This window comes from Spirosoma pulveris, from assembly GCF_054781875.1.
This window is the reverse complement of the sequence record NZ_BAAGTO010000001.1, coordinates 565,979-579,687: the sequence shown is the minus strand read 5'-3', so window position 1 is coordinate 579,687 and position 13,709 is coordinate 565,979. Positions and strand designations below refer to the sequence as shown.

Sequence of the window (13,709 nt, the reverse complement as noted above, 5' to 3'; positions counted from 1 at the left end):
CTGACAGAAAATGTTTTGAACCAGTGTGTGACTTCTTTTGGGAAGATAAGTCGCTTGTCGATGACTACCGACTTTCTAACTCGACTTTTGAACGAACGGTCATTATCTTAAAACTGGAAGATGGACATTTTAGTTATCCCCGTATGGAATCAACACCGCTCAATGTTGGCTATGCCTGCATAAATTTGAGTTTACAGGCAGAAAAAATCACGACAAATCGGGGAATGATTAAAAAGACATTCTACGAGAAAGGAATTGCCTATGCATCGGAACTAGCCCTGAAAAACGTACAGGACTTGCTGAAAATTGTCGACTGGAATCTGGAGCACGGGTTTAAACTATTTCGGATCTCATCCGACTTGTTTCCATGGGCCTCTGAGTATAAAATCAGTTCGTTGCCCGACTATGCCGATATTCGGGAAACCCTTGAGGAAATCGGAAGTCGGCCTATTCGGTTAACCACTCACCCCGGTCCGTTCAATCACCTTGCCGGGCAAGGTAAAGTCTTGGACAACACCATCACGGATCTGGAATACCAGTCGGAGTTGTTCGATCTAATGAGGCTAGTGCCCTCACACTGGAACAAAATAAATATCCACGCGGGCGGGACCTATGGCGATAAAGGGGCCACTCTGACCCGGTTTGCTAAAAATTTCGGTCTACTTTCCGAAAATCTACGCGCCCGCCTGACGGTGGAAAACGACGACCGGCCGAGTTTGTATACGGTACAGGATCTACTGTATTTATACGACACCATTGGTACGCCAATCGTTTTCGATTATTTCCATCACTCGTTAAACCCCGGTCAGCAGACCGAGCAGGAAGCTTTCCTAACGGCCTATGCTACCTGGGACGTACGGCCTGTTTTTCATTTTTCCGATTCGCGGCAGGAGCATGAAGACCCCAAAGCCCGTAAGGAAGCGCATGCCGACTGGCTCTACTCTGCCGTGAATACGTATGGGAAGGAGGTCGATATTGTATTCGAGTCGAAGATGAAAGAGTTGTCCATCTTAAAATTGCGGGGCCAGCTGGCATAAAAAAAGCCCGCTGCGTTCGTTAGAAAGCAGCGGGCGGGAATGGAGTGGCGGCCTGTCATGTCCGAAAAGACAGGCCACTCGTAAGATGAGGTGTAGTAATGAATGGCCCGAGGGCTATCAGAATAAATGGTCAGCTTAGTGCTGGATGTCTACCCGGGTCGTGAATTTCTTCTCGTTTGGACCTACAACGAAGGTATAAGCACCATCGGGGAGAGCCGATAGATCAAAGCGACGAACTGAACCTTTAAACGAATCAAGTTGAACTAACACATTTTGCGCATCGTAAATAGCCACGCTGGCTTCGTTGATGTTCTTAGCAGGTAATGTCAGCTCGATCTTGTTTTTCTCATAAGCCGTTACAGTTGGCTCTGTCAGTTGTTGTAATCCCCGCTCGTCGACATTAACCGCGTTTCCTTTGATTGTCAACCCCTGCGACATCCACCAGGCATCATTGCTGGCTGTCAAAAAATACTGACCGTCGGGCAGATTGTTCAGGTTTAACGAGGTAGTTTGTTTGACTTTTTTCGAGATGGTGCCCCGGTAGAGAACGTTGCCGTCGGCATCGATCAGTGCCACGTCAACGGGTGTCCCCGGTTGTGTATAAATACGTACTTTCTTTTGTTCGGACTTTTCTACTTTCACACCACTCATTCCTGATCCTGTGTCAGCTTTGGCACCCTGGAAACTGGCTAAACTCATGACTGACAGAACTACAGCGATTGTTACACGGAATTTTTTCATTGGCTTGAAATTTTTTTGTTTTACCGTGACAAAGGTGTGCGACAAAGGCAGTTCAGCGCAATAGGCCGACGACTGATAACCAGCTATTTAAGAAAACTTCATATTTTAATTATATTCCTTCTGAGCAAATTAGGACGTTTATTGGAAAAGTGCAACAAGTCCCTATTTTTCACTTATAGATTGTATTTTTCTAATAATTTTAAATTTTTGTACTCTATACGTTTGTACACCTAATTTTGTGCCTAATAATCCTATTTCTGGAAAATGATAAATTTAGAGTTAGTGCTTGTGGCTAAATCATAGCGCTCGTTTTTCACAATAACTGACCGAAACTATTCCGACTTTAAGGGCAAACCGGGAGGAGCGCTTACTCTAATTCGGATACACTTTAGTTCGGAAACTCGGTCCGTTTTTCGTGCCCCAACCGCACATTCGTTGCGCACTATCCAAGTACAGACATTAAAATCTGGCTAACCAAAACGTTTCCGCAAAACCAAAGGCAGTTGATTCGTCTTACTGTATAAACAAGTATAAAATCGTATGGAAAAAGTACTTCAGGGACAGATTGCCTTAATCACCGGGTCGAGCAGTGGTATTGGCGCGGGTGTGGCTAAATCATTGGCAGAAGCGGGTGCAACGGTAGTTATCAACCACTCCTCCGATAAGAGTAAGTCATCGGCCGATGCGGTGCTTAAAGAAATCACCGACGCGGGTGGCTCCGGAACAGTCATTCAGTGCGACGTAAGCGAAGAAGGGGAGGTGGCCAAGCTTTTTGCTGATATTGTGGCTAAGTATGGTACAATTGACATTTTGATCAATAATGCAGGTTTGCAGCGCGATGCTAAATTTCATGAAATGACTCTTGAGGAGTGGAACACCGTGATCAAGGTGAACCTGACAGGACAGTTTTTGTGCGCCCGGGAAGCCATCCGGGAGTTCTTACGCCGTGGACCACGACCAGAAGTTTCGTCTGCAACCGGTAAAATTATCTGTATGAGTTCGGTACACGAAGTAATTCCCTGGGCCGGACATGTCAATTACGCATCTTCTAAAGGGGGTATCAAATTAATGATGCAATCGCTGGCCCAGGAATATGGCCCCCAAGGCATTCGGGTTAACAGTATTTGCCCCGGCGCCATCCAGACTCCCATTAATAAGTCTGCCTGGGAAACGCCACAAGCGCTGAACAGCCTGATGACACTGATTCCCTATAACCGTATCGGTCAGCCATCGGATATCGGTAATCTGGCTGTATTTCTTGCTTCCGATCAATCTGATTATATTACAGGAGCCAGCATCTTCATCGACGGCGGCATGACCGTTTTTGAAAGTTTCGCTGATAATGGGTAAGTTGAAGCTGTGTGTCGTACTACGTATGCTATAGGAAGTAGGGTATAGTATACCGTATAATATTGCGACATACACCGTATACTTTATACCCTGCATCATACATACACGTAAGCAGTTGACCACCGAACACAATCGTCTGAATGATCCGGCCTGGCGGCAATGGGGCCCCTATGTCTCCGACCGGCAATGGGGAACCGTGCGCGAAGATTACAGCGCCAATGGAGATGCCTGGAACTTTGTGACCCACGACAAAGCCCGTAGCTATACCTATCGCTGGGGAGAAGATGGCATTGCGGGCTTTTGCGATGACAAGCAGCAGCTGTGCCTCGCGTTAGTGCTTTGGAATGGGCAGGATCCTATCCTAAAAGAGCGTTATTTTGGCCTCAGTAATGCCGAGGGTAATCATGGTGAAGATGTGAAAGAACTTTATTACTACCTCGACAATACGCCCTCCCATTCATATCAGCGGATGCTGTATAAATACCCGCAGGCGGCTTATCCCTACGAGTGGCTGATCGCAGAAAACGGTCGACGGGGGCGGCTTGACCCGGAATTTGAATTACTGGATACTGGCCTGTTCGATCAGGATCGGTATTTCGATGTGTTTGTCGAGTACGCCAAAGCGGGACCTCAGGATATTCTGATGGCCATTACCATTCATAACCGGGGGGCGGAAATGGCTATGTTACATGTACTGCCAACGCTCTGGTTTCGGAATACGTGGATCTTCGGTGATGATACCGATGGCGTACCCAACTATCATCCGTCATTAATATTGCAACCCGATGGAACGGTGTCGGTGGAGGATTCAGCCTTGGGTCGATACATCCTTCATGCCGAAGGACAACCCGATTGGTTGTTCTGTGAGAATGAGTCGAACCTGGTACGGCTTTATGACACACATTCGGGTTCCGCTTATCCTAAAGATGGCATCAATGACTATCTGTTGCACGGTAGCGATACGGTTAATCCAGCGAAAAAAGGAACGAAAACCGCAGCGCATTACCTGCTCACGATTCCAGCCGGTGGTTCGACCGTTGTTCGCCTTCGGCTCGAAGCGACCGGACCGGTTGGAGTGGGTCTTGAAAAACCTTTCGCCACGTTCAATGCGTTGTTAGCCAACCGAAAGTACGAAGCGGATGAATTTTATGCGCAAGTTCAGCCGGTAAACGCTACTGACGATGAGAAACTGGTTCAGCGACAGGCTTATGCCGGTATGCTTTGGAACAAGCAGTATTATTACTATGATGTTTCCCGGTGGCTGGCTGGCGATGCCAACAGTCCACCTCCGCCCCCCGAGCGCCTGCATGGACGCAACCACACCTGGCTACAACTCATCAATGCGGGGGTGATTTCTATGCCCGATAAGTGGGAGTACCCATGGTATGCTGCCTGGGACTGGGCTTTTCACTGTATAACACTCTCCATCATTGACCCGGATTTGGCCAAGCAGCAATTAATGCTGCTTACCAATGAGTGGTTTATGCACCCAAATGGGCAATTGCCTGCCTACGAATGGAATTTTTCGGATGTAAATCCACCCGTTCAGGCCTGGGCTGCGTGGCGGATCTACCACCTCGAACTGGAGCGTAAGCCACCGGGCGAGCAGGACCTGACGTTTTTGCGCGCTATCTTCCATAAACTCATGCTTAACTTCACCTGGTGGGTGAATCGGAAAGATCAGTCGGGGAACAACATTTTTGAGGGAGGGTTTCTTGGCCTGGACAACATCGGTGTGTTTGACCGGAACACGGCATTTCCGGACGGAAGTCATCTGGAACAGGCCGACGGAACGAGTTGGATGGCCATGTATGCGCTGAATATGATGCGTATCGCCCTCGAACTGGCCCGCCATGACCCGGTTTATGACGAAATGGCTACAAAATTTTTCGACCACTTCCTGTATATCGCTGGGGCCATCACGCATATCGGTAATACAAACGTTGGCTTATGGGATGAAGAAGACGCGTTTTTCTACGATCAGCTGCGTATGGAAGACGGCACAATATACCGGATGAAGGTCCGTACACTAGTAGGACTCATTCCCATGTTTGCGGTGGAAGTGCTGGATGCTGAGCTCTTACAGGCAAATCCGGAGTTTGTCGGACGAATGGTCTGGTTCCAGGGCCACCGCCCCGACTTATACCACCAGGTGTCGCGGTACGCTGAAAAAGGGGTTGATGAAAAACGACTGCTCAGCCTGTTGAGGGGGTTCCGTCTGAAAGCGCTGCTCGCTAGAGTACTGGACGAAAAGGAGTTTTTAAGTCCGCACGGTGTAAGGGCTGTATCGAAAGTATACCAGGAAAATCCCTATGAATTTACGCTGGATCATACCACCTTTCGATTGACCTACACCCCCGCCGAGAGCGATAGCGGCATGTTTGGGGGCAACAGTAACTGGCGTGGCCCGGTATGGATGCCAACGAATTACCTGATGGTCGAAAGCCTCGAACGCTTCCACCACTATTTCGGGGATAGCTTCACGGTCGAGTTCCCAATAGGTTCCGGTCAGCAGATAACCCTGCGGGAGGTGGCCAGAGAGCTGAACAACCGACTTATCAGCTTATTTACACAAGATGATCATGGCGAACGGCCCTCTTTTGGGAAGCATTCAAAATATAAAGACCCCCATTTTCGGAATTATGTACTCTTTTACGAATACTTCGACGGCGATAATGGCCGGGGGGTGGGAGCCAGTCACCAGACAGGCTGGACAGGTTTAGTTGCGGAACTGATCAACCGGAAATATGGCAGTCTTCGGTAGGAGTGAGGCTGAGGGGAAAGTGTTTGCAAGGAATCGAGTGAATCCCTATTCAATGACACAAGGGGCCCGAATGCAACGATTCCCGCCGAGAGTCAGAGCGAATCTGAATCGGCGGGAATCGATTGAAGAGTGTAAGTGTATGTATTAAAAACTAGCTTCTGGCTGGTTTCAGTACGGAGTATCGCTGCTGGAGCAGGTAATATGACCCAAATAAAATGGCACTAAAGAATAGGTCGCCCAGGATACCGTTTAGAAAGAACGATGTACCGTTATAAAACGCCAGTCCTGCGGTGTAACAGGTTAATAGACCAGAAGCCGTTTGTGAGTAAAACGTGCTGCCATACCAAACCGAAAAGTTCGTTACCAAAAAGAACAGGAGGGATGACGCCACCGAAGCGGCAGCAATACGCCCGGCTGTTGGTTGCTTCAAGGCCCAGAGTCCGAGAAGCCAGGTAAGGCCGAAGCTTAAATAAACAGAGCCCATATTTCCGTGAAATCCAATCAAACTATCGCTCAGCAGCATAGCAGCCATTGGTACGGCCAGCCCTAGCCACTTACGCTCGAATCGGGAAGCTCCAAATAAGGCAAGGGCCGCAATGGGCGTGAAATTATACCAATGCGGCACTAATCTGAACAAGGCTGTTGCCAGAACAATAATGGTAAGCGTGGTTAAGCGAATCTGAAGCGGCTTCATAATAAAATCAACAGTTAAAAAAGGCCTGTGTACTAGTAACTCAGCGTAGAACAGGCCAAAGCACTGACATCAGGGCCAATACTCTGACTATACATCTGCAAAGGTAACTCCATTAACAGACATGGCAAAGCCCGATTCGGCTGCTTTGGTTAAGTCATTTAACCAGAAACCTACCACTTAGACTACGACTGGTGGTTGCCAGGGAGTTTTACCGCCTATCCATAATAATTACCGCTCGCTACTATTTAGATAGTTGTCTAAATTAATAATTAGATATTTGTCTAAACGTTTAAGTCTACGCTGATGAACAACTTATTTAAAGCCTTGAATGACCCAACCCGTCGGCAGATACTGGACCTGCTGCGCGGGGGCGACATGAACGCCGGCGAAATTGCCGAGCGATTTGATATGTCCAAGCCCAGTATTTCACATCACCTCGATTTATTACGGCAGTCGGGCCTGGTCGAAGCCACCAAACAGGGACAATTTATCAATTATACCCTCAATACCACCGTCCTCGATGAATTGCTGGCCTGGCTACTGAGCTTTCAAAAAACCGACACATCTACCATAGAATCGACTACATCCCAAAAGGCATCCTGATCCGTTAACACCCTGTCAATCATGAAAACGAATACTACTTTCATTGAAGTCCTGATCATTGGTCTTCTGATGGCCCCCCTGATCTACTTCGGCATGAGCTGGAATCAACTTCCCGCTGAGATTACCACGCATTACGATTTATCCGGTAAAGCAAACGGATGGATGGCCAAAGAACAGGCCTGCCTGTTCACAGTCGGTATTTCACTACTGCTCTACGTGGTATTGCGCTTTTTGCCCCGAATTCATTCGGGAGGTCAGTTGCAAACGACAAATTATCAAAAGTTGCGTGTGGTGTTGACACTCATGTTATCGGCCATAATGATCTGGGTCTTTTATATGGCCGGTCACGCTGTTTCCAACAATAGCTTCATGACGATTTTGATGATAATCGTCAGTCTCTCGTTTGTGGGTGTTGGTAATTACATGATAACTATCAAACCAAACTGGTTTATAGGTATCCGCACCCCCTGGACGATTGGGAATGAGGTTGTCTGGCGAAAAACCCACCGGATGGGCGGTCGGCTAATGGTAGCGGGGGGCATGGTAAGCCTACTACTTGCTCTATTCCTGCCAATGCCTTACAAAGTGGGCGTTATCGTCGGTCTCATTCTGCTTGTCACCCTGGTACCGGCCGTCTACTCATACATCTATTTTCAGCAGGAAAAAGCACACTGACGCAACTAAGTACTATTATCAACCGCTAAAACCGACAAATCATGAATCGTTTTAATATTTCTATTTTAATACTTCTGCTATTATTTTCACTGCACGCATTGGCCCAAACTGAAGAGGCTCTTCACTATAAAATAACCGTGCCAACTGGCGCCGACTTAACGCTGGAAGGAACATTGGCCATTCCTGCCAATCCTAAAAAGGCAATACCGGTTGTGTTGATCATTGCCGGCTCCGGTCCAACCGATCGAAATGGCAATAACCCGTATGGAATGAAACCTAACACCTATAAAATGCTGGCCGACAGTTTAGTTAATAAAGGCGTTGCCGTGGCCAGATATGATAAACGTGGATCGGGTACAAATCTTCAGGCGGCCATGAAAACGATTAAACCGGCAGAACATCGTTTTGAATTCTTTGTAAGCGATGCCATTGGATTTATTGATCAATTAAAGGCAGATAGACGCTTTTCAAAGGTCATTGTTGCCGGCCATTCAGAAGGGTCGTTAGTTGGTATGCTGGCAGCAGAAAAAACAAAAGCTGATAAGTTCATTTCACTGGCCGGAGCTGGTCGAAATATTGCCGATATACTAAAGGATCAGGTGAAAGCCGGTGCCCCCGACACACTCAGTGCGGTAGCCAACATTCTACTGGATTCGTTAAAGGCTGGCCATCCCGTGAAGCGCATAAATCCGTTTTTAATGGGACTTTTTAATCCAGGTAATCAACCCGGATTGATCTCATGGATGGTATATGATCCGGCAACCGTGATAAAGCAATTTTCAGGGCCGGTTTTAATTATAAACGGTAAACATGATCTACAGGTGTCTACGAAAGAGGCTGAAATACTGAAAGCTGCCCGACCCGACGCGGAATTAATTTTAATGGACCAAATGAGCCATATCTTAAAAAACGCACCCCTCAACCGTACTGAAAATATTAAAACCTATTCTGACCCTACATTAACACTTACACCAGGACTCGTCGATAGTATTGAAAAGTTCGTGAAGAAGTAATTGAAAGCCAGTCATCAATACACCTTTACGCAGATTAGCAGTGCAGAATCGATCGCATTTAATTCGGATAGTAGTGATGCAGATAGGTGATCAGTCGTTCAAATTGAATTTGTTCATGAGGGTTATGCGTCTGTTTACCCAGCATGTTTCTATAGTGCTCAATTAAATTATCGAACTGCGCGTTGTGCGCGAGATGTGCGGCTACCAGCCCCTTATAATAACGGTGTAATTGGTTAAATACATACTGGCAGGGATAAGCCGCGTGTTCATTCAGCAGACGGTCTAATACTGGCAAAGTACATGAGGATGTAAAAAAAGCAAAACCAGTAGTTTGGAAGAAAAGCTCGATTTGCCAACAGGCATCTATCAGCTCTTCGTCATTATGAATTTTGAATCGGGCGAATTGGAAGTCACGGAATTGATTGATTGGCACAGAAAGCGTAATTGAATCCTGATGACTCATAACTTGATTACTCAAAAATTGCTGAGCAATTTGTTCAACCTGTTCATTACGACATCCAAGCGTAACGCCTAGTATTATTTCCTCATTAAAACTACTAAACAAGAGCATTACAGTTTGGAACCCCGTTGAGGTTGTTCTTCGATATTGTTTTTTATCAGGTAATAAAACGAATCCCTGCCGCTCAAAAAAAGGCGTTAACTGTTGATAAAGTGTTATTTCAAAAGACGTAAACGTCATATGCGTATCGACAAAACGGCAGATAAACGGTTAACATGAACGAATATAACTCGTTCAATACAAATTAGTTCTACTTGTTTTGATAAAACTAAGTTGTTTTATCACGGGCAAACTGAACCAAAACACCAAGTTTCAAGTTCATAAAATGCACACTCGTGTATGCATGACAATTTGGGGACGACCGGAATTGACAGCTTGCTGAGGTCGCGTGTAAGCATGTCGGGAGTTGACGGTATTTCCCGCCCAAACAAATCGTCAAAACAATAACTGGCGAATATAACTACGCCATGGCTGCCTAATCCGGAGGATTAAGCAATAGCCATTGTCTCCCCGGCCTACGTGCTGCTGGCTGGATCAGGAGGCATCGACTCGCAGCGCTGGCTCGGTTTATGGTGTTAACGGCCGAGTAAGACACAAGCACCTACGGATGAAGCTTGGTTTGGTACACACCGGGCCGATTCCCGACAATTCTAAGAGTACCTAAGCATGTAGAAGGCACGACGGGTTCCTTGACTGGACGAGAGTTCGAATCTCTCCGTCTCCACTGGAAAAAAACTCAATACATCTAATTGTATTGAGTTTTTTTTTGATCGATAAAAACTGGTTTGATGATAATTGACTATAGGATTTATTAAGTAATAGGCAGTTTGCACCTCTCATTTTTGCGTATCCCAGGCTTATCTTTAAAAGAATTATATAAACAGTGGTTTTTATCCGATAACAATTTACATTCTGGGGAAAGAAGTCAGTTATAAAATATTCTATCGATTAGATTTTCTTTTTTGAAAATAAGACTACCTATATTTGCAAAACCTGTTAGTCAATTTTAATTAATACACTGTCGAATGAAAGCGAAGCAAATACGGTTCTTCTCGCCTGATGAGAATAGCGAAGCTAAGAAAAAGGATGAAAAGCCTGTTGCCAAGACATCACCTGTTACTGGCTATATTTCATCAACGGGTAAATTGGTTTTCCCGTCAAAAGCGATCTCACAATTAGGACTTGATCCTAGCAACAACCGGTTTAAGGTAGGTACGCAGGATGGGAAACGGAAAATAAAATCTTTATATCTGATCCCAGGAAGCGAAGGCGAAGAGCAAACGTTTGAACTGGCTCAGGGAGCAAAAAGTTATGCCATTTCACTTCCTATTATACTACAGAAGGGAGGTATAGATTTCGCAGAGACGAAATACAACTTCGTGGTAAAACCATTTGACTATGAAGACGGTGTAACTGGTTATGAGCTGAAATTTACGAATGAAAACCCAAAGCCTGAGTATACAGGAAAGCCTCGAGGTCGTAAGAAACTAAATGCCTCAGCAGAATAGTCTCTTTTTTTGCTGAACAAATTCTGAATTCATCTAATCAAGCCGTCAGATAGGTAGAATGGGAAAGTCCTATTCTGGCTGTCTGGCGGCTTGATTTGTACGTATTAATTAAGGGGTGATCAAAATACTAGCCCCAGTAACTTAACGTGCTTGATAAGCCATCTATAACAATGTTGTCTAATTGGGAGTGGGATGTGATAAAGAGAAAGCTTATAACATACCAGAGCATTTAACCGTTACAGTGAACCTATAAATCGAAGTATTAATTAACAGATCGGAATGAGAGTTCTTTAAACCTGCAAGTACAAACGATAAAATTAAATTATTTCTTTGTGACAAATGCATATATATGTGTTTATATATTGATGAAAAATTCGTTAATTTACTGATATCAGACACAAATAATAAAGTTAACTGGAAGGCAAATATGGTTAACTTATTAATTTATATATGCCATATGTGTTAAGGGTTTATTTATATGAAAGTATGATTTTAATAAAAGTTATGAAAATATATATTCCATTTTATGAAAGATCGTCCTGACTATTGTTAAAGGAGTAGTGTCATTCTTTTAAATGGTAATGTGTATAAAAAATTTGTCCTTTATGCCTGATATTGGTTTGGCTAAATTATACTCTTGTTAAAGGTAAAAGTAGAGGTGGTAACAATTTTGATATATGACCCGAAACCAACTTAATGATCTAATTGAACAGGGTGAACACTCCCGCCTGGAATTTAAACGTACCCTTTCGTCTGCCTATCGTATAGCCCGAACATTGGCTGCTTTGGCCAACACATCTGGAGGGACACTCTTGATTGGTGTCGCAGATAATGGAAAGATAGTAGGTGTGACATCCGAGTTTCGAGAGATGCAGAAAATTGAAGAAGCGACTGACCGTTTGGTTGAACCAGCCTTGTCAATAACCTATGAAACCATGGCCCCCGATGGTCGGATCGTTTTAATTATCTCTATACTCGAAAGTGATGATAAACCACACTATGTGATGGATGAGTCTGGTAAACGTACCATTTACGTTCGAATGAAAGATAAGTCAGTACCGACCAGCAAATTGATCATAACACCCCAGATGGCGGATCGTGAACTACTTAAATCGCCAATGGCACGTACGCTGATTCAGTACCTTCGAAAGAACGAATTCATCACGCCTGACAAGTTTGGGAAACTTATTAATATATCTGAGTATAGAGCAGGTAAATTGCTGCGGCAACTGGCAGAACGAGGTTTGCTTATTTTAATAGATAAACCTCGCCCGGTACGGTACGCGCTTAAACTGGCAGAGTAATCCTTGTAGTATCTTTGTAAGTATGGTAACAGAGACAGACACAATCACAAAAGAACAAATTACGGACTTCTTTAAAGAACTTCAGGATCAAATCTGTCAATCGCTGGAGCAGGCCGATGGAAGAGGGAAATTTCGGGAGGATTCCTGGCAGCGGCCGGGTGGCGGGGGAGGCCGTTCACGAATTATGACCAACGGAACTGTCATTGAAAAAGGAGGAGTCGGATTCTCAGCCGTACATGGCGAAGCGACTGAGGCAACCCTCCGTACGCTGAACCTCAATGAGCCGGCAGAATTTTACGCAACAGGTGTATCCATCGTTTTACATCCGCACAGTCCACTCGTGCCAATAATACATATGAATGTCCGCTATTTCGAAATGAGTACAGGCCATAATTGGTTTGGTGGCGGTATTGATTTAACCCCTCATTATATAGTAGAAGAGGATGCCCGGTGGTTTCATCAATCGCTCAAACAGGTTTGCGACCGTCATGACCCAACCTATTATACGAAGTTTAAACCTTGGGCAGACGATTACTTTTATATTCCACATCGGCAGGAAACGCGAGGAATTGGCGGTATTTTCTTTGATTACCTTAAACCGACTGACAGTTGCAGTAAAAAGCAATTGTTCGATTTCGTACAGGATGTTGGAAAAGCGTTTGCCCCCATCTACACCCATTTTATGCATCAAAATCGTGCGTTGACGTACGGTGAGCAGGAAAAAGCCTGGCAGTTACTGCGCCGTGGCCGTTATGTCGAATTCAATCTTGTCTGGGATAGAGGGACAAAGTTTGGCCTTGAAACCAATGGTCGTACCGAGTCTATACTAATGAGTATGCCCCCACAGGCAAATTGGGTTTATGATTTTAGGGTCGAGCCCGGAAGCCTGGAAGAGAAAACGCAGAAGCTGCTGGGTAAAGGAAAAAACTGGGTGTAAGAACAACAATATGAGAAAACGTTATGAGGTATTTAATCAGCGATTTATAGGCAAACTTTATAAAATCACCAAAAACGAGTGATTGGTCTCATATCAAAATGATACTTTTCGAAAATTTCAATATTACTTCCTTTGATGAAAATAAATCAAACTCTTAGTAATGGAATAATAGGCATCCTCCTTCAAAATAAACCTTGTTATCGAGTCAAATAATTAACTCCTAATTTTTCCGGATCAATCTGAATCGGCATACGGTGTCTATAGAAAAGTACCGTCTAGTCAATATCCTTTGGTGTACTTACATCAATTAGCGGGCTCAGAAAAGGACTTCCCGGAGGACTTTTTTGAAGAATGTTACGCTAGAATAACGATCGGCCTGTAACACAAGAGAACTTTAAATGTCAATTCCTCCGCAGGCTCTATTTGACGTTAAATAGAGCCTGCGGAGGAATTGACATTTAACTACATGTAGTCAATATTTGAACAATAGTTTAGGCTAACCCAACCGTCCCAAAACTTTTTCAAATTAGCTATAGGAACATTATTGTCTTGTACTAGCCCAG

The 13,709-nt window shown here is 44.9% G+C and carries 12 protein-coding genes and 1 other RNA gene; 10 read left to right on the top strand and 3 right to left on the bottom strand.

Going from position 1 to position 13,709, the window contains the following annotated elements; translation table 11 throughout:
• Nucleotides 1-143 precede the first annotated feature (143 nt).
• On the top strand, nt 144-1,037 hold the full coding sequence (gene uvsE, locus ACYVJM_RS02350; RefSeq protein ID WP_461146595.1) for a UV DNA damage repair endonuclease UvsE: 894 nt from the start codon (nt 144-146) through the stop codon (nt 1,035-1,037).
• A gap of 135 nt (nt 1,038-1,172) precedes the next feature.
• Here the strand turns inward: uvsE and ACYVJM_RS02345 are convergent, their stop codons facing one another.
• Nucleotides 1,173-1,778 (bottom strand): T9SS C-terminal target domain-containing protein, encoded by a 606-nt coding sequence (locus tag ACYVJM_RS02345; protein WP_461146594.1) that lies wholly within the window; start codon nt 1,776-1,778, stop codon nt 1,173-1,175.
• Nucleotides 1,779-2,318: 540 nt separating this feature from the next.
• On the opposite strand from ACYVJM_RS02345, the gene ACYVJM_RS02340 reads away from it, so the two are divergent.
• On the top strand, nt 2,319-3,128 hold the full coding sequence (locus tag ACYVJM_RS02340) for an SDR family oxidoreductase (RefSeq protein WP_461146593.1): 810 nt from the start codon (nt 2,319-2,321) through the stop codon (nt 3,126-3,128).
• A 115-nt stretch (nt 3,129-3,243) separates the two neighbouring features.
• On the top strand, nt 3,244-5,892 hold the full coding sequence (locus tag ACYVJM_RS02335) for an MGH1-like glycoside hydrolase domain-containing protein (RefSeq protein WP_461146592.1): 2,649 nt from the start codon (nt 3,244-3,246) through the stop codon (nt 5,890-5,892).
• A 151-nt stretch (nt 5,893-6,043) separates the two neighbouring features.
• Here the strand turns inward: ACYVJM_RS02335 and ACYVJM_RS02330 are convergent, their stop codons facing one another.
• Nucleotides 6,044-6,586, bottom strand: a complete 543-nt coding sequence (locus ACYVJM_RS02330) for a DUF6580 family putative transport protein (protein ID WP_461146591.1) — start codon at nt 6,584-6,586, stop codon at nt 6,044-6,046.
• Between the two features lie 303 nt (nt 6,587-6,889).
• Here ACYVJM_RS02330 and ACYVJM_RS02325 point away from each other — a divergent pair, with 303 nt between their 5' ends.
• The 3 genes from ACYVJM_RS02325 to ACYVJM_RS02315 are packed head-to-tail and all read left to right on the top strand — an operon-like array spanning nt 6,890 to nt 8,877.
• Complete coding sequence (locus ACYVJM_RS02325; protein ID WP_461146590.1) at nt 6,890-7,189, top strand: autorepressor SdpR family transcription factor; 300 nt, start codon at nt 6,890-6,892, stop codon at nt 7,187-7,189.
• A gap of 21 nt (nt 7,190-7,210) precedes the next feature.
• Nucleotides 7,211-7,864 carry an SdpI family protein gene (locus ACYVJM_RS02320; RefSeq protein WP_461146589.1) on the top strand — a complete coding sequence of 218 codons (654 nt, stop codon included), beginning with the start codon at nt 7,211-7,213 and terminating at the stop codon, nt 7,862-7,864.
• A 41-nt stretch (nt 7,865-7,905) separates the two neighbouring features.
• Entirely contained in the window at nt 7,906-8,877 is a 972-nt protein-coding gene (locus tag ACYVJM_RS02315; protein WP_461146588.1) for an alpha/beta hydrolase, read from the top strand.
• A gap of 58 nt (nt 8,878-8,935) precedes the next feature.
• Here the strand turns inward: ACYVJM_RS02315 and ACYVJM_RS02310 are convergent, their stop codons facing one another.
• The gene (locus ACYVJM_RS02310; RefSeq protein WP_461146587.1) at nt 8,936-9,577 is read right to left on the bottom strand and encodes a hypothetical protein; all 642 of its coding nucleotides are present in this window, start codon (nt 9,575-9,577) and stop codon (nt 8,936-8,938) included.
• A gap of 173 nt (nt 9,578-9,750) precedes the next feature.
• Between ACYVJM_RS02310 and ssrA the strand changes: the two genes are divergently transcribed.
• The 4 genes from ssrA (at nt 9,751) to hemF (ending at nt 13,146) form a co-directional block, all read left to right on the top strand.
• Nucleotides 9,751-10,124, top strand: a transfer-messenger RNA (tmRNA) gene (gene ssrA / locus ACYVJM_RS02305).
• Between the two features lie 298 nt (nt 10,125-10,422).
• Nucleotides 10,423-10,905 (top strand): hypothetical protein, encoded by a 483-nt coding sequence (locus ACYVJM_RS02300; RefSeq protein WP_461146586.1) that lies wholly within the window; start codon nt 10,423-10,425, stop codon nt 10,903-10,905.
• A gap of 677 nt (nt 10,906-11,582) precedes the next feature.
• Nucleotides 11,583-12,209, top strand: a complete 627-nt coding sequence (locus tag ACYVJM_RS02295) for an RNA-binding domain-containing protein (protein ID WP_461146585.1) — start codon at nt 11,583-11,585, stop codon at nt 12,207-12,209.
• Nucleotides 12,210-12,231: 22 nt separating this feature from the next.
• A complete protein-coding gene (gene hemF, locus ACYVJM_RS02290; protein ID WP_461146584.1) occupies nt 12,232-13,146 on the top strand; it encodes an oxygen-dependent coproporphyrinogen oxidase in 915 nt (304 codons plus the stop codon).
• Nucleotides 13,147-13,709: the final 563 nt, after the last annotated feature.

Coding starts and splice junctions, on each gene's coding strand:
- ACYVJM_RS02330 (WP_461146591.1), bottom strand. CDS start 6,586: ATGAAGCCGCTTCAGATTCGCTTAACCACGCTTACCATTATTGTTCTG.
- ACYVJM_RS02310 (WP_461146587.1), bottom strand. CDS start 9,577: ATGACGTTTACGTCTTTTGAAATAACACTTTATCAACAGTTAACGCCT.
- ACYVJM_RS02340 (WP_461146593.1), top strand. CDS start 2,319: ATGGAAAAAGTACTTCAGGGACAGATTGCCTTAATCACCGGGTCGAGC.
- ACYVJM_RS02345 (WP_461146594.1), bottom strand. CDS start 1,778: ATGAAAAAATTCCGTGTAACAATCGCTGTAGTTCTGTCAGTCATGAGT.
- ACYVJM_RS02295 (WP_461146585.1), top strand. CDS start 11,583: ATGACCCGAAACCAACTTAATGATCTAATTGAACAGGGTGAACACTCC.
- ACYVJM_RS02315 (WP_461146588.1), top strand. CDS start 7,906: ATGAATCGTTTTAATATTTCTATTTTAATACTTCTGCTATTATTTTCA.
- ACYVJM_RS02320 (WP_461146589.1), top strand. CDS start 7,211: ATGAAAACGAATACTACTTTCATTGAAGTCCTGATCATTGGTCTTCTG.
- ACYVJM_RS02300 (WP_461146586.1), top strand. CDS start 10,423: ATGAAAGCGAAGCAAATACGGTTCTTCTCGCCTGATGAGAATAGCGAA.
- hemF (WP_461146584.1), top strand. CDS start 12,232: ATGGTAACAGAGACAGACACAATCACAAAAGAACAAATTACGGACTTC.
- uvsE (WP_461146595.1), top strand. CDS start 144: ATGGAATCAACACCGCTCAATGTTGGCTATGCCTGCATAAATTTGAGT.
- ACYVJM_RS02325 (WP_461146590.1), top strand. CDS start 6,890: ATGAACAACTTATTTAAAGCCTTGAATGACCCAACCCGTCGGCAGATA.